Raw genomic sequence first — 20,474 nt, forward strand, 5'->3', positions numbered from 1 at the left:
ACATGACCATGATCAAGGCCCAACATCTGGCCGTTTCCTACGGACATGGCGACACTGCCCTGAAGGTTGTCAAGGACGTGTCTTTCGAGGCGCAGAAAGGTGAAACCTTCGGCCTCGTTGGGGAAAGCGGTTGCGGCAAGTCCACCATTCTGGGCGCGCTTGCCGGCCGCAACAAACAATGGACTGGCTCGATCGAAATAGAGGGCGAGACCATCGGCCAGAAGCGCACCCGTGCCCAGCTGGCAAAACAGCAATTGGTGTTTCAGGACCCGTTCGGCTCCATCCATCCGCGCCATACGATTGGCCGGACCCTGCTGGAGCCTCTGGAAATCCACGGCAAGGACCGTCGGCAGGAGCGTATCGAAAAAGTGCTGACCGATGTCGGCCTGCCGCTGAAGTTCCGCTACCGTTATCCGCACCAGCTTTCCGGCGGTCAGCGGCAGCGCGTGGCGATCGCTCGCGCCCTCATTCTCGAACCAAAGATCCTGCTGCTCGACGAGCCGACTTCCGCACTCGACGTCTCCATCCAGGCCGAAATTCTGAACTTGCTCAAAGACCTGCGGGAACGGGAGAAACTGACCTATATCCTCGTCAGCCACGACCTTGCGGTCGTCGCGCATCTCTGCGACAGGGTTGCGATCATGCAGAGCGGCGGTTTTGTCGAGATTGCCACCAGGCAGCAACTGCTCGAAAACACCGTGGAGCATCCCTACACGCGCATCCTGATGGATGGCAGCCGCGGCTACGTGAGTGAAAAGCGGGAACGTAACAGTGCCGCATTGCCTGCATAGCTTTTTCGACTCGCCGAGTCAGGACTGGTGTATTCAGAGATCCAGGCGGCCGAGACCGATATGATCCAGAATCCCATTCTTTCCAGTTCCATCCGGATCCATCCATCTACAGGGTTGGCGAGGACTAATACATCGCTACTTCCACGATCGATGGCCGCATCCTGGGCCACACCCGCCATTACCACCGCCGCCGCCTCTTCTGGTCCGTACTGGCCCGGCTACTGGGGACCTGCTGCCGTGTGGGGAGCCGCCGCAACAGCCGTCGCGGTTGGGACGATCATTGCCACGCTCCCACCTGAGTGTGTGACGGTCGTCGTCAACGGTGTTTCCTATCGAGATTGCGGCGGCAACTGGTTCGAGCCCCGCTACGACGGTCATGCCGTCGTGTACGTTGCGGTAAAGGATCCGCGTTAGTCAAAGCCGGAAACGGGAAGCCAACATCGCATCTATCGGTGCTGGCCTCTTGTATTCTCCGTCCAGAACAGGAAAATCGCTCCGAAGAACCGGAGCGGCCCATGTCGGATGAAAATCGTTACGATGAGCCATGGCAGGTTCCGCTGAAACTCGAGCTGCCGTCAGCGGGATCGGTCGAAGTGTGGACGATGAGAGCTGCCGCGGATGTCATGATGGACGACTGGGCTCCGGATCACAGCGACGAGTATTCCGAGGCGCTGAGAATTTGCTTGGAGGTTTTCGAGAATAATTGCGGGCCAGAGGATGCCCGCTCTGCGTTCACGACTGCTGCGCAACGTGCGGGCGTCCTGAAGGACTGAGCCGTCTGCCGCCTGTTCGAAAGTCCAGGAAAGGTCGGGGTCGCCGCTTTATCATAAACAAGATGGTCCGGCTGCTTTGCTGGTAATAATTCTCGAGTTTCGCGTGAAGTCGAGCCATCTGGATCGGGACCACAGGATCGTGGCGTACATCGCTGGCAGCATCTCTCCCGAACACCTCCATCGCGATTTGCAATGTCGTATTCTCCGGCAAGCCGTTGATCTGCGAGGCAGATCAGCAGTCTTCTGAGTGGATCGTCGAGAAAAGGCTGCGCCAGAATATGTTCCAGCTCATCGCGCACATCCGAACTTTCATATCGACGAGCCATCGGCCAATCCCCGAAACGTGACAGGGGATCAGCCTAATCCGGAACTTAGCTTATGCCATTGTCTGAGAGTTTCCGAATCTTGTCTGCAAGTCCCGAATCAACAGCCCAACTCCAGCAATCATCGCCCGAAGTCGGGCGTCTGGGGCGATACAATCGTTTCATGGTTGCGGTCTGCAAGCCTGCGCAGATCGCCTGGGGTTAAACCGAACTGGTGTCGGAAAGCCTTTGAGAAGTCCTCAGCCGAGGCAAATCCACAATCTTCCGCTATACGATGGATCGGTCGTGTATCGGCACGGTCAGCAAGCGCTGCCTTGCTGGCGAGCAGACGTTGCTGCCTGATCTCGCGCACCACACCCCCTGAAGCTTCGAAATGCCGGTAAAGCTTTGAGCGCGAAAGGCCCAGAGTTGCGCAAATATGCTCTGGCCCCAGATTCGGCAGGCTGAGGTTTTGGCCTATGTAGCGTTTGACGCGATCAGCGAGTGCCTCATTGACAGCATCCGCGGCCAAATGCCGATCGTTTTTCCCGTGTGGCACCAGGCAAGCGGAAACCATCGCCTTGAGCGCCGAGGCGGTGGCGCTGACTTCAGCTTCTGTCAGCGTCGGCAATCGCCGTTCTAATGACAGAAGAAAATCCGACAGCAGCCCAATCATTGGTCCGGACAATGCAACGTCTCGCAGTTCGTCAAGCTCTCCTGAAATGTCCGCGTAAAGATCGCGTGGGAGATATAGGAACAACAGGTTGCTGTCAGTGGATTGGCCCTCAAAAGGCCTTGTCAGAACGCAAGCGCAACGCACCGGGCTCGCTTCGATCGACAGTATCGTCGCAAAGGGTCGTCGTCTCGCCGGCCCGGTTCAAGGTCAGGAACCAATGATCCACTTTCTTTTGCGCACACTTTCAGGACGAAGTTGAAAGTTTTACAGCACTGAACAGCTCGCGCGAGATGATCATGTTTCCGAGATGCCATGCCTTCATCTCAGCCCTATAACCAATCGGTCGATGCTCGTGCGCCAATGAGGCGTCGATGCTCCGGCTTCAATGGTATGGAGCCAAGAAGCGCTAATCAGTCCCGACCCCTATCATGTAACGGGTCAAGATCCCTAGTGCGACACCGGAGGCCTGTTTCAGAACGTAGGTTCTGGTTCCCCCTTTCGCCGATCCCAACCCCTTTCTTTCCATGGCTCGCGCGCGCCGGCTGTATGAGGCACGGTCTACCGGTCCTGCTGATAACCCTGATGAGTCGTGTTGACCTTGCTGTTGCCTTGCTGCCCCATCTTATCGGGATTGTCCGCCGGATCTTTCGGGGATTTCAGATTGGCGGGCTGGTCTGGCGACGAACCGGTCCCCTTCGGGCTGCGATTCTCGTCTGGAACGGGTGGAAGTCTGCTGCTCATGTCTTCACCTATCAAGCTGGATCTTTGTTGGCTTCATGATCATGAAGCTGTTCAGTTTGGATTGCCTTGCCGTCCAATCCTCGTTCGCGCGAGTGCTGCGCCTTGTCGCGGTTGGAAAGCACCATGTTTTCTGGGAGCACATCCGGGTCGAGCTCGGTCATCGTCCCTGTACCGTCCCCTTTGCCGTGCGATCCTGAACCGATGTGCTTTCGATCAGCGTTTGCCATATTGAACTCCTTTGGATTGGCGCCGCTAACTCGCCGGAATATGCAAAGTTCCGGGATCTTTGAATTTTTCAATTTGAAGCAAATCCATCGAGAACGAAGGGAACTCCCGTGAGGCTTGCCTGTTCGATCCACCTCAACAGGAGGATCTGAAATGGCGATCACGAGCCAAGGCCCGGTGCGGCTGGTACCACCGATCAGTCACCCCGATGGGAGGGACCCGAAGAAACGAGACCGCGCGGCTATTTGCCGGCAGTAGTGACCCCGACAAAGATCGTGATGCGGTTGGAGAAAACACCGCCGATCCCTCACGGGAGAAGATGACCGACGCCGGCAAAACGAAGGGAGATTGATATGAGTAATCCAGAAGCGGATGCGAAAGGACAATATGCCAAGTCGCAGGCGGATCCGAAGTCCACGGGTGTCGCAAGCGCCAAGCCCACGGTAATCACCGGTTCTGAGGACGCCACGGCCCATAAGACACCGCCGGGGCATAAACCCGTCAAGGAATGGGATCTGAATTACGATCCGTCAGAAATGAATGAGGGCGATTTCAGAGGATCTCGCTGACACGTTTGTTTGAGGCCTGCACAAGGCACCTCGGCCAGACCGCTTCGTCCGGGAGCGGACATCAGCGTACAGCGGGTGAGAAAGCAGATAATCAGGATAGGACCCATATCGGGATTAATTAAGGAACCGCCCATGGTCACCACAGATTGGGAAGAGCCTGTCGTCGTCGCGCTGCCCGGTTTTGCGCGTCGCGAGGTCGCTGGCCCGTTCGAAGCTCTGGCCCTACTATCCGAAGGTTGGCCGACGATGGCCGGCGCTCCGTTCATCAAAGCAAAAATCTCTTGCAAAGCGGCACTCGAAGATCGCATCACGCCGGAGCAAGCACGTCGCGATTTCGAAAAGGCCGCGAGAGAGGCGAGCCGGTCCCTGAGCTGAAGAAAGTTCCGCCTAGAGCGGATGAACTGCACACTCTTTTGCTCGTGCCATGGCGGCCGAAGCTTTAGCCACGTCGCGCACTCTTCGATGACCGCAAAGTCTCCAAGCTTCGCGAACTTCTCCCACCTGCCGCAGTTCGCGGGCGCCAACAACGCGGCGAACGATCGCGGAAGGGTAAAATGGCTGTGACGTAAATGTTCGAGATAACCTCCATCGACGCGCCATGGCCGGTAAAGGTTCCGATCAATCTCTTGGATGATGATACGGCCATAGCTCACGCGAGATTGGTCTTCAGACAGCTCGAGGATGTTTACGGTCGGCAGAACGGTTTCACCCAGATTGTCGTGCGCAAGGAAGATCGTGATCTTTTTCGACTAAGCGTTCTGGAAAGCTGGACTGCCTCTCCGATGAAGACATGAGAGTCGCCGGCTGCATTAGCGGTCGCCGCACGTCAGGGGTTAGCTTCATTTAGAATTTTGCCCCCAAGGATCAGGATCCGCTTCAGTTCCGTTTCCTTGACTCGAGCTACCGCCTCTTGTGGCGAAAGCCAGGCTAATCGGCGCTGGCTCATCTCCGGGTAGTGATTTCGCTGACGCCTAACCCTTAAAAGGAAGACGCGTACGCGAGCCGGTAGTTTTCGATCTTTGCCAACAATCTTGATATACGAGAAGGAAGCGAAAGCGCGCTTCTTTGCCCGCCCGACTATTCCGGCCTCTTCCCAAGCCTGTCGCTCCGCGACTTCTCGCTCGGTGAGACCATCAATCAACCATCCTTTCGGGATCATCCACTTTCCGGTTCCACGGGTCGTAATGAGCAACATTTCGGGGCCATTCCGAGTTCGACGGTAGCATAAGGCGCCGACCTGCTGAGCAAGGTCATGAAAGTCATCTGTTGATGTAGGTGTGGGTCGTACAACTTGTTCCACGTCGTAGCCTCCGTATGTGGGCGCTGCAAACCTTGGTGTCAGGCAAAAGTTCCTCCTTATCATTGCGGAAAAGCGCCTTCAGGAAATACGAGGCGACGGTCCGCCCAAGCGGCATCGATATTTTTTTTCCTAAGAACGAACTTTCGTTCGCCTAAGCTGTTCGCGGCGTCGATACCAACGGGAAACTCATTTCGAGTCGTTGCGGCCAATCTTTTACTTGCCCACAACGAGCCTTCTGCCCACTTCAGCTCTATCCCACGACGGAGACGACATGAACGTTTCGCTGCTCACGAAGCCGCGCGGACATAGCTCGCGCGAGATTTTTCTGTGCTTCTCTCACCTTCGTTGGAATTTCGTCTTCCAGCGCCCTCAACACCTTCTGACGCGTGCCACACGCACCTATGACGTCTACTACTGGGAAGAGCCGGTATTTGAAGACGTCCCTGCTGCCTGGCTTCATCGGTCAACGAGCGACGAAGGTGTCGAGATCGTCGTTCCTCATCTTCCGCAAGGGCGACAGATAGACGCGGCCGCGATCCAAGCCCAACTGCTCGAAGGCTTTCTTTCCGACCTGAGAAGACCTCCTTCGGTACTTTGGTACTATACTCCGATGGCCCTTGAGTTCAGCCGTTGGCTTAGCGCCGATCTGATCGTCTATGACAATATGGACGAACTGTCAGCCTTCGACGGAGCGCCACCAGAAGTCATCGCGCTCGAAAACGAAATGTTTTCGATCAGCGATATCGTGTTCACCGGCGGCCAGAGCCTCTATGAGGCGAAGAAGGACCGTCACAGAAACATTCATCCCTTTCCGTCCAGTATCGATGCCTCTCACTTTAACAAGGCCCGCCAAGCCGACGGTGATCCCCCGGATCAAGCAGCGATCCCTCATCCACGAATCGGCTTTTTCGGGGTGATCGACGAACGGATGGATATCGATCTTTTGTTCCAGGCGGCAGATATGAGGCCCGACTGGCAGTTCGTCATGATTGGGCCAGTCGTCAAGGTTGATCCGCGCATCCTTCCCTGCCGCGACAACATCCATTGGCTCGGCCCGAAGAGCTACAAGGAGCTTCCGGCTTATCTTGCGCATTGGGACATCGGGCTCATGCCTTTCGCGCTTAACGACGCGACCCGGTTCATCAGCCCGACCAAAACTCCCGAGTTTCTGGCAGCCGGCCTGCCGGTTCTCTCGACGATGATCCGCGACGTCGTGCGTCCCTATGGCGATCTTGGGCTGGTGGAGATTATCGACGGGGCGGAGGACCTTTGCGCTCGAACGGCACTTCTCCTCGATCGCCCAAAGGAGCATTGGCTTTCGCGAGCGGACGAATTCCTCGCGCAGAACTCCTGGGATCAGACCTGGGCAGCGATGCAGGCCCACATGGCAAGGCCCAACACACGGAACCTCATTGAAGCGCAGGAGGCGGCCTATGTATGACTGGCTGATCGTCGGCGCGGGTTTCGCCGGAAGTGTCTTAGCAGAACGGCTTGCTTCGGAGCGCGGAGATTCCGTTCTTCTGGTGGATCGCAGGCCTCATACCGGAGGTAATGCCTATGATCATCTGGATGAGGCAGGCATCCTCGTTCACAAATACGGCCCTCACATTTTCCACACCAACTCGCAGCAGATCTTCGATCATCTGTCGCAGTTTACCGAGTGGAGGCCTTACAGCCACCGGGTGTTGGCCCAAGTAGACGGTAAGCAGGTGCCGATCCCTATCAACCGCACCACAATCAATAGTCTGTATGACCTTGACCTGACGTCGGAACAACTTGGGGCATGGCTTCAGCAGCGCGCCGAGCCCGTCGGCAATATCCGGACATCGGAGGATGTCGTCGTCAGTGTCGTCGGACGCGAACTCTACGAAAAGTTTTTCCGCGGCTATACCCGGAAACAATGGGGCGTCGATCCCTCACAGCTCGACAAATCCGTCACAGCACGGGTGCCGACACGCACCGATGACGACGACCGATATTTCACCGATGCGTTCCAGTTCATGCCGCTGGAAGGCTATACCGCTATGTTCAAACGGATGCTGTCGCATCCGAATATTGACGTCCGCCTTGGGGTCGATTTCAACGAGATACGCCAGACGCAGGCTTACGGGCGCCTTGTCTTCACCGGTCCAATCGACGAATATTTTCAGTATTGCTTTGGGCGCCTGCCCTACCGGTCCCTCAGTTTCGAGCACGTGACCCTCGACAAACCGTGGCACCAGCCCGTCGGCGTCGTGAACTACCCGATGACGGAGGACTACACCCGCATCACCGAGTACAAGCACCTGACCGGCCAGGAACATGCCAAGACCAGCCTGACGTACGAACATCCGAGCGCGGACGGCGACCCATACTATCCGATCCCCAGAGAAGAAAATGCGGAACGATATCGGCAGTACGAAGCACTAGCCCGCCAGACGCCGGATGTCTGGTTCGTGGGCCGGCTCGCGACCTACAAGTACTATAACATGGATCAGGTAGTGGGCCAGGCGCTTGCGACATTCCGGCGGATCGAGGAGCGACTTCCCAGAAAAGCCACTCGGATTGTGACTGAGCCCACGGCGAATCTGCCTGCCTCGCTGCGAACTTAATCAAGCCGGGAGCGACCAATGTTTAAGAGCTTCTTGATGGGAGGGTTCGAGTGTTCCACCCATAAGCGAAAGGATGGGCGGCGCGTGGATATGCTCGCTGCGACCCGGCACGACGAGCTTGCCGAGCGCGATTACCAACAGCTTCAAGGGCTCGGGATCATGAGCGTGCGTGATGGCCTTCGCTGGCATTTGATCGAGCGCCGGCCACATCGCTACGACTGGTCGACATCGCTACCGATGATCCGAGCGGCCGCACAGACTGGGACGGAAGTGATCTGGGATCTCTGCCACTATGGTTGGCCAAACGGGCTCGACATCTGGTCGCCATCTTTCGTTGAGCGTTTCGCAAACTTTTCGCGTGTCGCCGCGGAAGTCATCTCTGGGGAAATTTCCGGCCGGCGGTCTTATTGCCCAATCAATGAAATCTCCTTCTGGGCATGGGGCGGCGGACAGGTGGGCTACATGAACCCCTGCGCCGTCGCGCGGGGCGCCGAGCTGAAGCGCCAACTCGTCCGGGCCTTCATTGCCGCCTCTGACGCCATTCGTGAAGTTGATCCGGATGCCTGCATCATCGTTGCCGAACCATCGGTCAACATTACGACGGGTTCGGAGGCAATCACCGATATCGCCGAGGCGGAAAGGCACAGGCTCTATCAGTTCGAAGCAGTGGACATGCTCCTCGGTAAACAGGAGCCACAACTGGGCGGTCATCCGCGTGTCATCGATGTCGTGGGTATGAATTTCTATCCGACCAATCAGTGGTACCATTTTGGTCCGGGCATCCCCTTCGGACACCATCACTTCAAATCTTTTGCCGACATGGTCGTTGAGACGCATGAGCGGTTTGATCTGCCCGTATTCGTCGCCGAGACCGGAGCGGAAGCATCGTCGCGCCCTGGATGGCTGCACTATATCTCCACCCAAGTAGAAGAGGCGATGCACAGAGGTGCCCCGGTCAAAGGAATCTGCCTCTATCCGGTAACTGCTTATCCCGGCTGGGACAACGATCGTATCTGCGAAACCGGCGTGATCGGCATGGCGGGTCCCGGCGGAAATCGTTCACTCTATGAGCCGCTTGCGGCAGAAATTCGCCGCGAGAGCTTGCGTTTCAATGGGCGATCTTCTTCCCACCTTTCGATTGTTGACGGACCAGACCATGCATTTTCATAAAGAAATCCTGCATACGGACGAGAATGAGGCACCCTCCTTCGTACATGGTCCCGAAATCTTCATTTGGCACTATGTGAAGAGCTGGGCCCCCAGCTTCATCGCACTTCTCCTGCTCGTTTCCAGCGCCGCGGCCTGTAGCGTAGGGGTGCAGTATGTGATGAAGATACTTGTGGATGCCATGGCCGGCCCCCGCAACGGCGCCGATGCTTGGTGGGCGCTCGGTTTCTTTATCGGCCTCATTGCGGCGGAAAGCGTTCTATGGCGGCTAAGCGGGTGGCTCGGCTGCCGGACGACGGTCGGGGTCGGCGTTTCGATTCGCCTCGACCTCTTCCACTATCTGAGCGGTCAATCAATCCGATACTTTGCCGATAATCTGGCGGGGTCTTTGGGCCACCGAATTACCTCTGTGGCGGGGCATTTCGGGGGTCTCACCAACACGGTGGCTTGGCGTATCCTGCCAATCTGCGTGGACTTCATCGGCGCGCTGATCGTCTTCTGCACGGTTGACTGGAAGATGATGGTGGCGCTTGGCGTAGCCGTAATCGTCATCATGGCGGGTCTTATCGTTTTCGGGGAACGTGGCCGCCCGCTGCACCGCGATTTCGCCGCGAAAGCAAACGAAGTTGCGGGCGACCTGGTCGACGTGATCTCCAACATGTGGTCGGTCAAAGCTTTTTCCGCACGACGGCGGGAGTGGTCACGGCTCAAAACCAAGTTCGAGGCAGAGGCACGGATTCAGAAGAAGAGCTGGATGTACACGGAAAAAGCCCGTGTCATCCATGACATCGCCCTTTGGATCATGGCTGGCTCGATGCTCGCTTGGGCTTTAACGCTGTGGAGCCGTTCGCAAATCACTCCCGGCGAAGTCGTTGTTGTAAGCGCACTGACCTTCCGGATCCTTCACGGTTCCCGCGACATGGCCATGTCTTTGGTCGACATGGTTCAGCAGATCGGTTTCATTGCCGACACGCTTGCGGTGATCGGCCAGCGCCAGACGGTCGTTGATCATCCGGGCGCCCCGGTCGTGACGGCGTCTAAAGGAGCGCTGAGCTTGAAGAATGTCTCCTTTTCCTACCGCGCCGGCAGCTGCGCGCTGAAAGACATCAGCCTTGAAATTCCCGCAGGACAGAAGGTTGGCATCGTCGGACCGTCAGGTGCCGGCAAATCGACGTTGGTTCACCTTCTGCAACGCCTCTACGATCTTGAGGCCGGGCAGATCCTGATCGACGGCCATCCAATCGATGAGATCACCCAGGACAGTCTCAGGCGCTCGCTCGCTGTCGTACCGCAGGAAATCAGCCTCTTCCACCGCAGCGTCATGGAAAACATCCGGTTTGGCCGGCCGGGGGCGAGCGACGAGGAGGTTTATGCGGCCGCACGCGCCGCACATTGCGACACATTCATCAGGTTTCTGAGCGACGGGTATGACACACTCGTTGGTGAGCGCGGGGCCAAGCTGTCCGGCGGCCAGCGCCAGCGCATAGGTATCGCCCGCGCGTTTCTGAAGGAAGCTCCTATCATCGTGCTTGACGAGGCGACGTCGGCGCTCGATTCGGAAAGCGAGCTGGCGATCCAGCGCTCTTTGGTCGAAGTCATGCGGGACAAGACGGTATTAGCCGTAGCACACCGGCTATCGACGGTTGCCAGTTTCGATCGGATCATCGTGATCGACAACGGCCATATCTTGGAGGATGGATCACCACGGGATCTGCGCGCACGCGGTGGTGCCTTCGACCAGATGTGGCGTCTTCAATCGGAAGGACTGGCGCTCGAAGAAGTAAGCTGATGAAGATCACCAACCAGAATAGACGGCTCAACAATCTGCTTGAGATCGCAAACCGTCATCGCCCCTGCGCATTTAGATTTCTCTTCGGGGCGGACAACCATTGGAGTTCATGGTTCTGAGCAACCGAGCGCGTTAGCAAATTAGTTCCGGGGGCTAAGCTCCCATCACAATGACGGCAACAGCCAAGACCCCGTAAAGGACAAAGGCTGTCAACGCCATCCAAGCAATGACTTTGACAGCACCGCGTCGCACGACCGGAGGTTCAGTGTCCCCGACGCCGGCTTTTGACCGCTCTGAAGGGGACGCTGGGCGGCCGAATTTGTTGTAGCTCGTCACTCTATTTCCCTCCGCGAGAAAATCCCGCACGTCTTGTGGATCTCCAGCTATGATTAGCTGCGTGCCGCGCCCATCGGAACCGGTCGGACGCGCACAATGCGCACCGACCGGCGAAACGTTCAGCTCAGCATGCTTTTGATGGTGTTCAGCATGACAAGGTGGCATTCGATACCGGTGACCCCTACAAGCGAAGCGCCGCGCGCCATGGGGTCAGCACCACTACGAGCATAGCGCTTATGGATGGAAAGCAGCTCTTCGTGGCCGGCGATCTGGCCATTGATAAACATGCAGTCGAACTCTCGCCCCCGCATGCTTTTTAGGACGCTAGCAATGTCGCGTGCCGCTTGTTCAATCCGGCAGTACCCGGTCTGAATCCGAACGCTTTGGCGACAGCCGCCTGTTCAGCAATCTCAAGTTCCGCGAAGGTCTTCACCATGCGGTTACTGCTTCCTTGCATTGCGACCTTGCTCGTAGCCGTCGCGAAATCACCGCACATCAAAGCGTCGATCTTGCCAGAGTATACCGCAGCTGGTTGGGCCAAAGCAGCGCTGGCGCCCGGTAAAAAGGCGCAGCAGCTAAACCCGTTATGATATGTCTTCTATTCATTTTTATCACCTGAAACCGCCCGTCGCGCGAACTGGCGCCCGCCACGACGGAGTTCCAGGGTCTCGACTAAGTTTTGGGCTTATTTTTAGGCTCGTTTGAATGGCTGCTGAGCTTGATCCTTCGCCTCTAATGGTCCGCGAATTTCCTGCTCTAATTTGGCAAGGAATAGCTTGAGAGCCCCACCGGGATCGTTCTTGCCGTCACCGATGACTTTGATGCCCCAGTGAGATAAAACCGCTTCCTGGATTGGGTTGGAATCCGTCGTGAACACATACAGTGGTGGTCGTTGATCGACCTCGCCTGAATCTACCCAAGTCCGCCATAGCCGGTAGAGAAGCAGCCGGACGTTGGTGTCCGACATGCTGTAGCCGATAAACAGGATCGTCTTGCTAAGCGCGTCGGAGCGAAGTTTGACGTCGAGCGGAGAATTAAAGAACAGCCGCTCGAAGTGGTGCGACTCGCTTAACACCAGACTTGCCGGATCATCGAAATCACCATGAAACTTGACGATCTGTGTGTGACCTTCAGCAGCGCTCACAACGTCGCTCGGTTTGGTGATCTTCACGTATTTTTCCCCATGAACGTCGAACGCGACTTCCAGGTTGCGGTCGTAGTTCGTCGTGTAGATTACGGGAAAGCCGAGCGCCACGATTAACCGGTGGATTTCCGAATCCTGGACCTTCTCCTGGCTCGGCTGTTCATCGGCCTCCAACCAGCCACTCAGGCAGCGGATATCGCCGCCCCGGATCATGAAGTATTCGGCGACAGTCTGATAGGTGACATCCGCACGAGCAAGAAGCGATCTATCGAGACGGAAATGATCGACCATGCGTGTCGTCAGCGAGTGCCAGGATGGAAGCCCCAGGTTCATCGACACGCCTGCTCCTACGAACAGCAGGACACGTTTTTCTCGGATCCCGCTTGCCAGTGCCAAGAAATCAAGGTCCTGGAGACTGCCGACGGGTGAGGGATTTGGCTCTATGGACACTGCAATCAGCCTGGTGAACGTTTCAGTTTGTGGGCGATGCTACTCTTGCCCGCTCGGGTCGCCTCGTTTCCAGATCGAAATGGTCACCGGAACTGAGAACGTGGAGCTTGAGGTCGTAGATGGAAAGCGCCTGATCGGCTGAAGCTTCGGCGATGTTGGTGTGGGTGACATCGCCAGCGTCTACCAGATACACAGCGCCCGCACCGATGACTTCGAACCGTGTGCCACGAACAACGATCGCGGTATCCTCATCGATTCCGATTCCCAAAACACGTGGGTTTTGCGACACGGCCCCGATCAGGCGGCCGATCCGGCCCCGTTCGGCAAAATGCTGATCGATTATGACGTTCGGAAGCAGACCAAGACCAGGCGCCATGCTGAGATCGCCGATCCGGAATGAACTGGCGTTGGTGCCGCGCACCAGCATGGTCTCGCTCATGGCGGACGCCCCCGCCGACGTGCCGGCGATGACGCCGCCCCTGGCGAAAATCTCATGCACAAGTTGATAGATCGGCGTATCACCGATGAGACTGGTAATGCGCAGCTGGTCGCCGCCGGAAAAGAAGACTGCACTGACCTCACGCAGGTCAATCAGTTTTTCCTCCATCGTCGCCTGGTCGCGCTCATCGATGTAAAGTTCAGTCACTTTGGAAACACCAAGTTCGGCGAAAGAGGCCTGGTACTTTTCCAGGTAGCCGTCCGGCTCGTGCGACGCGACTGTCGCGAGAACGAGCTTCCCATCCTTCACGTGGCTTGCCACCTCCCTCAGAATGGCCTTCTCACCCTCGTGATCTTCGTGACCGCCGATGATGATCAGCGTGCCGTGTCCGTTGCCGGGAGTTTTCCGTCCGCTAGCCATTCAGTTCTTCCGCATTTGTCAAGAATACTTTAGGCGAAGGCTGCCTGCTGCTGGCATAACCGACCGCGAAACTATCGCTATTGTGTGCCCAGCCGAACCTGCCATCCGGCGTCAGCAGAATGCCGCCCGCCTCCCCGCCAATGAGTTCCAGATGTGCGAGTGCCGCTTCGACCGATTGCGTCGGCGAGAGATCGCCGGCGGCCTGCATGACCCGCGCCGCGAGTGTCATCCTGGCGATCTGTTCGCCATCGCCCGAAAATACCACACCGCCGATGTTATCATCGCAATAGAAGCCACATCCCGGTTGCGGCGAGTCTCCAACGCGACCGGGATGGGCTCCTTCGCGACCGCCTGTCGACACGGCGATTGCAAGCCGGCCGCCCTGGTCGAGGGCGACACAACCCACCGTATCGTGCTGCGATTCCTCATCGCTTGTCCCTCGCTTTTCCGGCACTATCAAATCGTCAGGATCGCATATTGGGAGTCCGACTTCGCGTGCGAATGCCCTTGCGCCGTCGCCCGCAATAAGCACTGGCTGTTCGAACAGCATCGCTCTCGCCGCTGATATGGGATTGCAAATTCCCTTCGCCGCTGCCACGGCACCAACGTTGAATTTCTCACCCTCCATCACCGCCGCACAGCATTCTACGTCGCCGTCGGCATTGCGCGCACTTCCGTAACCAGCGTTGAAGGTCGGATCGTCCTCGAGGACACGGACTGCAGCCTCCGCGGCATCGATGCTGCTGCCACCGATCTTCAGGATCGCGATGCCGGCATCCAGTGCTTTCCGGCATCCAAGGCGATTGGAAAGCGCTTCGTCGTTGGTGATCGTCTTTGCGCCGCCGTGGAGAATAATGGCCCACATCAAACTGCCCTCATCTCGATCGAGGAAGGGCGAAGCTGTGATAGGGGCGGTATCGCCACATCCAGCGTTGCCGAAACCTGACGCCATACGCCTTCAATGTCGTTAGCAGTGACGACTGCAAGTACATTGTTCCGAGCGATTTCCAGGGCACGAGCGACTGCTTCCGTCTCGGAAGGGACGATTCGACGTCAGTCGGCGCTAATCCAGCCAGCAAGGCGCCCTGGCGCAGAAGTGCCGCAGCCTCGCCCGGCGACCGTCCCCGCAAATCATCGTCTTCCTTAAGAACCAGCTTGTCGAAGATGCCCGCTGCAGCCTCGCCCATCTCGATAATGTCCTGGTCGCGCCGATCACCCGCGATGCCGATGACTCCGACGGTCGTCACGAAGCTCGGCTTCATCTTCTTCACCAGCGTGCCAAGTGCGAGAAGGCCGGAAGCATTATGCGCGTAGTCCACAATGATACGTGAGCGGCCGCGTTCGATGATATTGAGCCGCCCCGCTGATTGCTTATAGGACGCGCCGAAAGTTGCCAGCGCGGCGCGGATAACCGGTAGTGGGATGTTGTTGCAAAATGCCATGGCTGCTGCTGCAAGCGCATTTTCAACGTTGAAGCCTGCCATGCCGTTGAGCGCCGCGGGAATGGCCGCAACGCTCGAGACCACCAAGGTCCTGCCGCCGTCGTGAATAAGGATTTCGGATCCCTCGGCTTCCAGATCGCAACACAGCGCCCTGCCGCCAGCAGCGACATGCTCCTTTAGAAAGTCCGGCCACTTGCCTTGCCGCCGGGTCGAGAAGAAACAGTTTTGTCCCCCGGCTTCCTTGCCCATCGCCGCCGTATAATCGTTATCGGCGTTCAGGACACTCCATCCCATTGGATGAACCGCTTCCACCACGACCGCTTTGAGGCTGGCAAGATCTTCGAGTGTTTCGATGTCCTTCAACCCGAGGTGATCGCTGGTCACATTCGTCACACAGCCGATGTCGCAGGTCTCGAACGCCAGTCCTTCACGAAGAAGTCCGCCGCGCGCAGTCTCCAGGACGGCGACGTCGATACCAGGCTCGCCAAGAACCAGACGGGCGCTCTTCGGACCCGTGCAATCGCCGTCCATGACGCGCTCCCCGTCGATAAAGACGCCGGAGCTCGACGTCATTCCAACCTTCAACCCGCTGGTTGCGAGAATATGCGCGAGCATTCGAGCCGTCGTGGTCTTGCCGTTGGTTCCCGTCACGGCAAAAATGGGAATACGGCTTGGGGCGTCGGAGGGGTAAAGGAGGTCCATAACCGATGCGGCAACGTTACGTGGCACGCCTTCCGACGGAAACAGATGCATGCGGAAGCCCGGCCCGGCATTGACCTCGATAACGCCACCGCCTACCTCAAAGACGGATTTCGTGATATCGGGCGTGACGAAATCAATACCAGCGATATCAAGTCCAACGATCTGCGCCGCGCGGCAGGAAACGCGCCGATTATCCGGATGAACGATGTCCGTGCAATCGACGGCTTTACCGCCCGTCGACAGATTTGCCGTTGGGCGAAGCAGTACCTGCTCGCCCATTGCAGGTATGCTCTGAAGCGTTCGCCCTAGCGATTTTATAAAGTAGAGCAGACAGTCATCAATGACGATTTTTGTCAGGGCCGCCTCATGGCCCTCCCCTCGCCGTGGATCCCGGTTTTCCTGCATGATCAGCTGCTCAATGGTCGACGTCCCGTCCCCGGTCACGCAAGCTGGAACGCGCTTTGCCGCAGCAACCAGCTTGCCTCCAATGACTAGAAGCCGGTGATCTTCGCCTTCAAATTGCTGCTCGACAAGCACCTGACCGCTGTGCGCTTGCGCCTGGCTGAAACCCCACCTGACGTCTTCGGCACGCGAGAGCCCGATATTGACGCCGCGCCCGTGATTTCCATCGATCGGTTTAGTGACCACCGGGAAGCCGAGCCTGCGTGCCGCTTCGATAGCGGCCGCTTGGTCAGTGACGATCACGCCTCGCGGAGAGGGAAGCCCGGCTTCTAGCAAAAGGTGATTTGTCAGCTCCTTGTCTCCGGCAATCTCAGTCGCAATCTCCGAGGTCAGGGAACTGCAGCTCGCCCTTATGCGCTTGACATACTTGCCGTAACCGAACTGCACGAGGCTGCTGGCGTCCATCCTCCGCCACGGGATGCCGCGCTCTTCAGCCTCATGAACAATAGAAGCGGTTGTAGGGCCGAAGGCGTGCTCAATCTGCAGATCTCGAAGGTGATTGAGTGCGGTCGGAAAATCAAATGCGTCGAGTGGCGAAATTGTGATCTTGTCTAGCCCTTGAAGGCCGCGCAGATGGGTTGGAAGCAGACTGTCGACAACCTCGAGCGCAAAGCGGCCCGCCGCCAGGCCGACTGTCTCATCCTTGTATTCGAACATGACGTTGTAGACGCCGGTCTGGCGAGGGACGGAGCGCGTCTTGCCTCTAGCGACATCAGCGCCGACCATGTTCTGGAGTTCGATCGCAACGTGCTCCACGACATGTCCGAGCCACGTACCCTCCTCCATGCGGCGCAGGAAGCCACCCCGTTTCCCGTAGCTGCAACCATGTCTTTCAAGACCGGGAAGCAGGTTCAGGAGCTTGTCGGGGAAACCCAAAAGCAGTGACGTTGGATACTGCTCAAGTTCTCCAAGATCCACTTGGAGACGGACCATCTTCGTCCGGCTGTAAAGGTGCGGGCCGCGATAAATCGCAGCTTCGCGTACACGCAGCCCTTGCACCGACCGACCTGGAGCGCCTGATTTAAGGATTACCATAAAGTGCTTCCTCGATATTTCCGCCAAATGCGTCTGCCGTTGACTGGCGCGGGTATGGGCTCATGCGTCAAGATCAGCATGCCGGGTAGCGTTGATGAATGACCTCCGAGCCGCATCGCAGGTCGTTTCCTTGCGCAACGCCTGAACACAAAGATGTCTCGCACTTTCGAAGGCTGCATCAGGCAGTGCCGGGCGAGAAAGCGTGAGGTAATCCAGAGCCTGCCGGGGACCTCTGACAGCCCGGGGCACTCCCGCCGAAGTTTTCACCCAGACGGGTTCTCGCCAGCGAACGTCAAAGCTGGTTTCAATCACCATAGACATCTTGCTCTCCCATTGTTGGGCGAGACGAACAGAGAGCGGCGCAATAAGTTTCATGTCCGTACGATTGCGGACACGACATCACTAAATTCCCAGAGGTGTCATGCTGGAACTATCTCCACCACCCACAGTTCGAACGCCTGCAACATAGGAGAAGACGATGCCAGATTCACAGCACGAAGCGTGATCATCACCGGCCTGAAGAACGCCCATGCTATGGAGAACCAGGTGCTTTCGATCATGCGCCCCCAGGTCGCTCGTATCGAACACTATCCGGAGGTTGCTCGCAGGCTCGAGCAGCATATTACGGAGACTGAAGGCCAGATCGCCCGGCTGACGAACTGCTCAACCAGTTCGGCGCCGATCGCTCAACTCTCAAGGACGTTGCCCTCTCCTTTTCCGGCAGCATGGCCGCGATGGGGCATACGATGGCTGGTGACGAGATCCTCAAGAGCTCTTTTGCAAACTTCGCTTTCGAACATTTCGAAATTGCTGCTTACAAGTCGTTGCTGATCCTTTCCGAAGTCGGCGGACATGAAAGTGCAACGTCTGTGCTTCTGGCGAACCTGAAGGAAGAGGAAGCCATGGCGCAGTGGCTCGACGAGAACCTCGCCGCGGTTACAACACGCTTCGCGAGCCTCAAGGAGGAAGGACGGACCGCCAAAGTTTGAGTGTCTGCGTGCCCGCCCCTGGACTCGGGGACGGACACCTATAGCGACCGCAAATGGGAAATTCTGCCGCCCTTCACGAGGGGAGATATCTTCTCAATCAACGATCCCGGAATGGTCACCGTAGCGCCAAACTGCCCGGAGAGGTTGAGGGTGACGGCCATGCCTTTTTCGATGGCATCTGCAACTTTGATCAAGTTCGGCTCGGCACCGACGACATCACCTGCGTATTCAGAGATCTCGGACGGTTCGCTAAACCCTTGATCCATTGCGACTGCCAGGCAGAGCAACAGAGCGGCGTCCCTTCCCGTCACCGCACGCTGTGGAAGAATGAAGGGAGTATGCAGGACTTCGACAGCCTCCCCGCTGGAGAACAGCACTTCCGCGCTGAAGAGGAAAGTACTATGTTGAAAACCTAACTCATCGGCAAGCAAACCGCAAAATTGCCCGAACTTCACGATGTCCACCTCCTTCAACCCGCGGAACGACTAAGTTTCTCCGACAACAGGAATGTCGGCTTCCCGCGCCGCCGCGAGAAAAGCCAGTCGAGCCTGTTCGGGATCAGCATCAGCTCTCAGTGCGGCGTAGCACATCTCCAGTGCGACATCATAACTACATCCGTTGAGCTGCGGCCATTCATTACGCAGCACCCGCTCCGCCTCTTTTGCGCTTGAAACCACTCTGTAGTGGCCCCGCCCGTACATCTCGAGAGATACCGGGCAATTCCAGACGACTCTATCCATTTTCCACTCACCTTCTCAGACGTCGGCGGCCTCTATGGTGTTGGTCGAGGCAACTACATCGATCATCCGCTCCGTTTCGAGGAAGGAAAGGATTCCGCCACCGTCGCGGCCTGGCCGTCCTGATTCTGGCCTTCGGCCATCTCATCAGGGAGTAGGTCTTCATCTACCAGACGATGCAGAAAAGCTTTGGCTTGTTGAACGGCGTTGGCGCGGTTGACATGGTCCGCACTCGCGGCGAACCTCACCGAGACTACGCTTCCAGCTGCATCGACGAACTCGACCGTGTATCCTCCCGTGCCGCTTCCTTCAGCGATAAGCTGAACGCCGACTATTTTCATGATGAATCCTCCATGTCCGAACCCGTCCGATTAATCGAAGGCCATCGATGCCCCTTAATTGCTGCCGTTGTTCGGGCGAGCCTTGTTGCCTTTCCGCTGAACAGGCGACGTCGTTTTCGCGTCGTGCGCCTGTCCAAACTTCGTGCCACCCAGATGGCCACCTGCACTCGTATTGCCAACCTGCCGCAGGGCTCGCTTCAGGACTTCATGGATATCACGCTTGGACATCTTCGCCTCTTCTCAATCAATATGTCATTCTGAAGCCTCTCGTCCGCCTCGGACGTGCTAGCCATGAGGTCACCCGGTGGAGCGTGCAGTGCTCCATCGGGTATTAGAGCAAGAGAGATCAAGCTGCTTTCTGGGCAGCAGCGTTTACCGCCGTTTGGGCGAGCTTCGTCAAAAGCTCGTCGGTTCTGCTCTCTTCCGCGAGCGTCTCCTCAAGAAGGCCGGCGGCCTCTTTTAGCCCGAGCTGCTCTGCCCAGGTTCGCAGCGTTCCGTAGCGGGTAATCTCGTAATGTTCGACGGCTTGAGCCGCGGCAATCAACCCAGCATCGAGCGCGGGCGACCCCATGAATTCTTCGATGATCTCTTCGGCCTCATCGATGATGCCTTCAATCGCCGGGCATGTCTTTCCGCGCGCCCGCTTGTCGATGAGCTCAAAGACCGCTTGCAGGCGCTCGATCTGACCTTGTGTTTCTTCTTTGTGAGTGATGAACGCGTCCTTTAGCTTTTCATCCTGAGCCCCGCGCGCCATCTTACCAAGCGCGGATGCGATCTTCCGCTCGGCATAATAGATGTCTTTCAGGGTCTCGTGGAAAAGATCGGCGAGGGTTTTTTCGGCCATGTCTGAACCTCTTCGTTTGATGGATGCCGTCGAACTGGAAGTCGGCGCGTCAGTTCCACGGACTCAGAATTTTGTTACTGCTTGCAGACGAATACGTCGCAGCGGTGCTACGCATCGCTCGTTCAAATGGCCAGATAGCCATCGAACGAGCCTACCTGCTATAGTCAGCTAATTGCGAGGCTTGTTGTCTAGCCATTCACGGCCGCTCG

Annotated in this window: 25 protein-coding genes and 2 pseudogenes; 12 read left to right on the forward strand and 15 right to left on the reverse strand. The window is 57.4% G+C overall.

What is annotated here, in order from left to right; genetic code table 11:
* Positions 1-2 precede the first annotated feature (2 nt).
* Together JNB91_RS28840 and JNB91_RS28845 are read left to right on the forward strand one after the other, a co-directional pair.
* Positions 3-791, forward strand: coding sequence for an ABC transporter ATP-binding protein (locus JNB91_RS28840; RefSeq protein ID WP_220328877.1), 789 nt, complete (start codon positions 3-5; stop codon positions 789-791).
* Between the two features lie 515 nt (positions 792-1,306).
* Positions 1,307-1,564 (forward strand): DUF982 domain-containing protein, encoded by a 258-nt coding sequence (locus JNB91_RS28845; RefSeq protein ID WP_220328878.1) that lies wholly within the window; start codon positions 1,307-1,309, stop codon positions 1,562-1,564.
* A 444-nt stretch (positions 1,565-2,008) separates the two neighbouring features.
* On the opposite strand, the gene JNB91_RS28850 is transcribed toward JNB91_RS28845, so the two are convergent.
* The 3 genes from JNB91_RS28850 to JNB91_RS28860 form a co-directional block, all read right to left on the reverse strand.
* Positions 2,009-2,542 carry a helix-turn-helix domain-containing protein gene (locus tag JNB91_RS28850; RefSeq protein ID WP_220328879.1) on the reverse strand — a complete coding sequence of 178 codons (534 nt, stop codon included), beginning with the start codon at positions 2,540-2,542 and terminating at the stop codon, positions 2,009-2,011.
* Between the two features lie 558 nt (positions 2,543-3,100).
* Positions 3,101-3,283, reverse strand: coding sequence for a hypothetical protein (locus JNB91_RS28855; RefSeq protein ID WP_220328880.1), 183 nt, complete (start codon positions 3,281-3,283; stop codon positions 3,101-3,103).
* Between the two features lie 11 nt (positions 3,284-3,294).
* Complete coding sequence (locus JNB91_RS28860; protein ID WP_220328881.1) at positions 3,295-3,510, reverse strand: hypothetical protein; 216 nt, start codon at positions 3,508-3,510, stop codon at positions 3,295-3,297.
* Positions 3,511-3,675: 165 nt separating this feature from the next.
* Between JNB91_RS28860 and JNB91_RS31040 the strand changes: the two are divergent.
* The 4 genes and pseudogenes from JNB91_RS31040 to JNB91_RS28875 form a co-directional block, all read left to right on the forward strand.
* Positions 3,676-3,860 (forward strand): annotated as a pseudogene (locus tag JNB91_RS31040) (hypothetical protein); the annotation flags it as partial.
* A 1-nt stretch (position 3,861) separates the two neighbouring features.
* Positions 3,862-4,077: a hypothetical protein gene (locus JNB91_RS28865; RefSeq protein ID WP_220328882.1), complete on the forward strand. Its 216-nt coding sequence runs from the start codon at positions 3,862-3,864 to the stop codon at positions 4,075-4,077.
* 132 nt (positions 4,078-4,209) lie between these two features.
* Positions 4,210-4,452: a DUF982 domain-containing protein gene (locus JNB91_RS28870; RefSeq protein ID WP_220328883.1), complete on the forward strand. Its 243-nt coding sequence runs from the start codon at positions 4,210-4,212 to the stop codon at positions 4,450-4,452.
* Between the two features lie 194 nt (positions 4,453-4,646).
* Positions 4,647-4,871 carry a hypothetical protein gene (locus JNB91_RS28875; RefSeq protein ID WP_220328884.1) on the forward strand — a complete coding sequence of 75 codons (225 nt, stop codon included), beginning with the start codon at positions 4,647-4,649 and terminating at the stop codon, positions 4,869-4,871.
* 32 nt (positions 4,872-4,903) lie between these two features.
* Here JNB91_RS28875 and JNB91_RS28880 read toward each other — a convergent pair whose 3' ends face one another.
* Positions 4,904-5,377 carry an NUDIX hydrolase gene (locus tag JNB91_RS28880; protein ID WP_346269423.1) on the reverse strand — a complete coding sequence of 158 codons (474 nt, stop codon included), beginning with the start codon at positions 5,375-5,377 and terminating at the stop codon, positions 4,904-4,906.
* Positions 5,378-5,648: 271 nt separating this feature from the next.
* Here JNB91_RS28880 and JNB91_RS28885 point away from each other — a divergent pair, with 271 nt between their 5' ends.
* From JNB91_RS28885 to JNB91_RS28900, 4 genes are all read left to right on the forward strand, one after another.
* The gene (locus tag JNB91_RS28885) at positions 5,649-6,818 is read left to right on the forward strand and encodes a glycosyltransferase family 1 protein (protein ID WP_220328886.1); all 1,170 of its coding nucleotides are present in this window, start codon (positions 5,649-5,651) and stop codon (positions 6,816-6,818) included.
* On the forward strand, positions 6,811-7,968 hold the full coding sequence (glf, locus tag JNB91_RS28890) for a UDP-galactopyranose mutase (protein ID WP_220328887.1): 1,158 nt from the start codon (positions 6,811-6,813) through the stop codon (positions 7,966-7,968). The genes JNB91_RS28885 and glf overlap by 8 nt, the downstream gene beginning before the upstream one ends.
* 270 nt (positions 7,969-8,238) lie before the next feature.
* A complete protein-coding gene (locus JNB91_RS28895) occupies positions 8,239-9,138 on the forward strand; it encodes a beta-glucosidase (RefSeq protein WP_223218455.1) in 900 nt (299 codons plus the stop codon).
* On the forward strand, positions 9,125-10,924 hold the full coding sequence (locus JNB91_RS28900; protein ID WP_220328889.1) for an ABC transporter ATP-binding protein: 1,800 nt from the start codon (positions 9,125-9,127) through the stop codon (positions 10,922-10,924). The genes JNB91_RS28895 and JNB91_RS28900 overlap by 14 nt, the downstream gene beginning before the upstream one ends.
* 455 nt (positions 10,925-11,379) lie before the next feature.
* On the opposite strand, the gene JNB91_RS28905 is transcribed toward JNB91_RS28900, so the two are convergent.
* From JNB91_RS28905 to JNB91_RS28935, 7 genes are all read right to left on the reverse strand, one after another.
* Positions 11,380-11,634 (reverse strand): DUF4142 domain-containing protein, encoded by a 255-nt coding sequence (locus JNB91_RS28905; RefSeq protein WP_346269425.1) that lies wholly within the window; start codon positions 11,632-11,634, stop codon positions 11,380-11,382.
* A 317-nt stretch (positions 11,635-11,951) separates the two neighbouring features.
* A complete protein-coding gene (locus tag JNB91_RS28910) occupies positions 11,952-12,800 on the reverse strand; it encodes an SIR2 family protein (protein WP_223218456.1) in 849 nt (282 codons plus the stop codon).
* 76 nt (positions 12,801-12,876) lie between these two features.
* Positions 12,877-13,713, reverse strand: coding sequence for a cyanophycinase (locus JNB91_RS28915; RefSeq protein WP_220328890.1), 837 nt, complete (start codon positions 13,711-13,713; stop codon positions 12,877-12,879).
* A complete protein-coding gene (locus JNB91_RS28920) occupies positions 13,706-14,578 on the reverse strand; it encodes an isoaspartyl peptidase/L-asparaginase family protein (protein WP_220328891.1) in 873 nt (290 codons plus the stop codon). The genes JNB91_RS28915 and JNB91_RS28920 overlap by 8 nt, the downstream gene beginning before the upstream one ends.
* 10 nt (positions 14,579-14,588) lie before the next feature.
* A complete protein-coding gene (gene cphA, locus JNB91_RS28925) occupies positions 14,589-17,252 on the reverse strand; it encodes a cyanophycin synthetase (protein ID WP_262928044.1) in 2,664 nt (887 codons plus the stop codon).
* Positions 17,253-17,414: 162 nt separating this feature from the next.
* Entirely contained in the window at positions 17,415-17,729 is a 315-nt protein-coding gene (locus JNB91_RS31820; RefSeq protein WP_220328892.1) for a DUF982 domain-containing protein, read from the reverse strand.
* Positions 17,730-17,773: 44 nt separating this feature from the next.
* Positions 17,774-17,914: a hypothetical protein gene (locus tag JNB91_RS28935; protein ID WP_220328908.1), complete on the reverse strand. Its 141-nt coding sequence runs from the start codon at positions 17,912-17,914 to the stop codon at positions 17,774-17,776.
* Between JNB91_RS28935 and JNB91_RS28940 the strand changes: the two are divergent.
* Positions 17,889-18,343 (forward strand): annotated as a pseudogene (locus tag JNB91_RS28940) (ferritin-like domain-containing protein). The gene JNB91_RS28935 and the pseudogene JNB91_RS28940 sit on opposite strands and share 26 nt — an antisense overlap.
* A 38-nt stretch (positions 18,344-18,381) precedes the next feature.
* On the opposite strand, the gene JNB91_RS28945 reads toward JNB91_RS28940, so the two are convergent.
* The 3 genes from JNB91_RS28945 to JNB91_RS28955 all read right to left on the reverse strand — a co-directional run bounded on the left by JNB91_RS28945 (position 18,382) and on the right by JNB91_RS28955 (position 19,421).
* Entirely contained in the window at positions 18,382-18,798 is a 417-nt protein-coding gene (locus JNB91_RS28945) for a hypothetical protein (protein ID WP_220328893.1), read from the reverse strand.
* A 30-nt stretch (positions 18,799-18,828) separates the two neighbouring features.
* Positions 18,829-19,083, reverse strand: a complete 255-nt coding sequence (locus JNB91_RS28950) for a DUF982 domain-containing protein (RefSeq protein ID WP_220328894.1) — start codon at positions 19,081-19,083, stop codon at positions 18,829-18,831.
* Positions 19,084-19,145: 62 nt separating this feature from the next.
* Positions 19,146-19,421: a hypothetical protein gene (locus JNB91_RS28955; RefSeq protein WP_220328895.1), complete on the reverse strand. Its 276-nt coding sequence runs from the start codon at positions 19,419-19,421 to the stop codon at positions 19,146-19,148.
* 12 nt (positions 19,422-19,433) lie between these two features.
* On the opposite strand from JNB91_RS28955, the gene JNB91_RS28960 reads away from it, so the two are divergent.
* Positions 19,434-19,682, forward strand: coding sequence for a hypothetical protein (locus JNB91_RS28960; RefSeq protein ID WP_220328896.1), 249 nt, complete (start codon positions 19,434-19,436; stop codon positions 19,680-19,682).
* A gap of 85 nt (positions 19,683-19,767) precedes the next feature.
* Here the strand turns inward: JNB91_RS28960 and JNB91_RS28965 are convergent, their stop codons facing one another.
* Entirely contained in the window at positions 19,768-20,265 is a 498-nt protein-coding gene (locus tag JNB91_RS28965; RefSeq protein ID WP_220328897.1) for a YciE/YciF ferroxidase family protein, read from the reverse strand.
* Positions 20,266-20,474: the final 209 nt, after the last annotated feature.

It is taken from the genome of Aliirhizobium wenxiniae (assembly GCF_019511445.1).
Classification (GTDB): Bacteria; Pseudomonadota; Alphaproteobacteria; order Rhizobiales; family Rhizobiaceae; genus Neorhizobium; species Neorhizobium wenxiniae_A.

Bases quoted from the DNA above. Each gene is read 5' to 3' on its own strand.
- JNB91_RS28870 (WP_220328883.1), top strand. From the start codon at position 4,210: ATGGTCACCACAGATTGGGAAGAGCCTGTCGTCGTCGCGCTGCCCGGT.
- cphA (WP_262928044.1), bottom strand. From the start codon at position 17,252: ATGGTCCGTCTCCAAGTGGATCTTGGAGAACTTGAGCAGTATCCAACG.
- JNB91_RS28850 (WP_220328879.1), bottom strand. From the start codon at position 2,542: ATGATTGGGCTGCTGTCGGATTTTCTTCTGTCATTAGAACGGCGATTG.
- JNB91_RS31820 (WP_220328892.1), bottom strand. From the start codon at position 17,729: ATGAAACTTATTGCGCCGCTCTCTGTTCGTCTCGCCCAACAATGGGAG.
- JNB91_RS28935 (WP_220328908.1), bottom strand. From the start codon at position 17,914: ATGATCGAAAGCACCTGGTTCTCCATAGCATGGGCGTTCTTCAGGCCG.
- JNB91_RS28860 (WP_220328881.1), bottom strand. From the start codon at position 3,510: ATGGCAAACGCTGATCGAAAGCACATCGGTTCAGGATCGCACGGCAAA.
- JNB91_RS28875 (WP_220328884.1), top strand. From the start codon at position 4,647: ATGTTCGAGATAACCTCCATCGACGCGCCATGGCCGGTAAAGGTTCCG.
- JNB91_RS28960 (WP_220328896.1), top strand. From the start codon at position 19,434: ATGTCCGAACCCGTCCGATTAATCGAAGGCCATCGATGCCCCTTAATT.
- JNB91_RS28840 (WP_220328877.1), top strand. From the start codon at position 3: ATGACCATGATCAAGGCCCAACATCTGGCCGTTTCCTACGGACATGGC.
- glf (WP_220328887.1), top strand. From the start codon at position 6,811: ATGTATGACTGGCTGATCGTCGGCGCGGGTTTCGCCGGAAGTGTCTTA.
- JNB91_RS28900 (WP_220328889.1), top strand. From the start codon at position 9,125: ATGCATTTTCATAAAGAAATCCTGCATACGGACGAGAATGAGGCACCC.
- JNB91_RS28920 (WP_220328891.1), bottom strand. From the start codon at position 14,578: ATGTGGGCCATTATTCTCCACGGCGGCGCAAAGACGATCACCAACGAC.
- JNB91_RS28885 (WP_220328886.1), top strand. From the start codon at position 5,649: ATGAACGTTTCGCTGCTCACGAAGCCGCGCGGACATAGCTCGCGCGAG.
- JNB91_RS28855 (WP_220328880.1), bottom strand. From the start codon at position 3,283: ATGAGCAGCAGACTTCCACCCGTTCCAGACGAGAATCGCAGCCCGAAG.
- JNB91_RS28950 (WP_220328894.1), bottom strand. From the start codon at position 19,083: ATGGATAGAGTCGTCTGGAATTGCCCGGTATCTCTCGAGATGTACGGG.
- JNB91_RS28955 (WP_220328895.1), bottom strand. From the start codon at position 19,421: ATGAAAATAGTCGGCGTTCAGCTTATCGCTGAAGGAAGCGGCACGGGA.
- JNB91_RS28845 (WP_220328878.1), top strand. From the start codon at position 1,307: ATGTCGGATGAAAATCGTTACGATGAGCCATGGCAGGTTCCGCTGAAA.
- JNB91_RS28915 (WP_220328890.1), bottom strand. From the start codon at position 13,713: ATGGCTAGCGGACGGAAAACTCCCGGCAACGGACACGGCACGCTGATC.
- JNB91_RS28865 (WP_220328882.1), top strand. From the start codon at position 3,862: ATGAGTAATCCAGAAGCGGATGCGAAAGGACAATATGCCAAGTCGCAG.
- JNB91_RS28965 (WP_220328897.1), bottom strand. From the start codon at position 20,265: ATGGCCGAAAAAACCCTCGCCGATCTTTTCCACGAGACCCTGAAAGAC.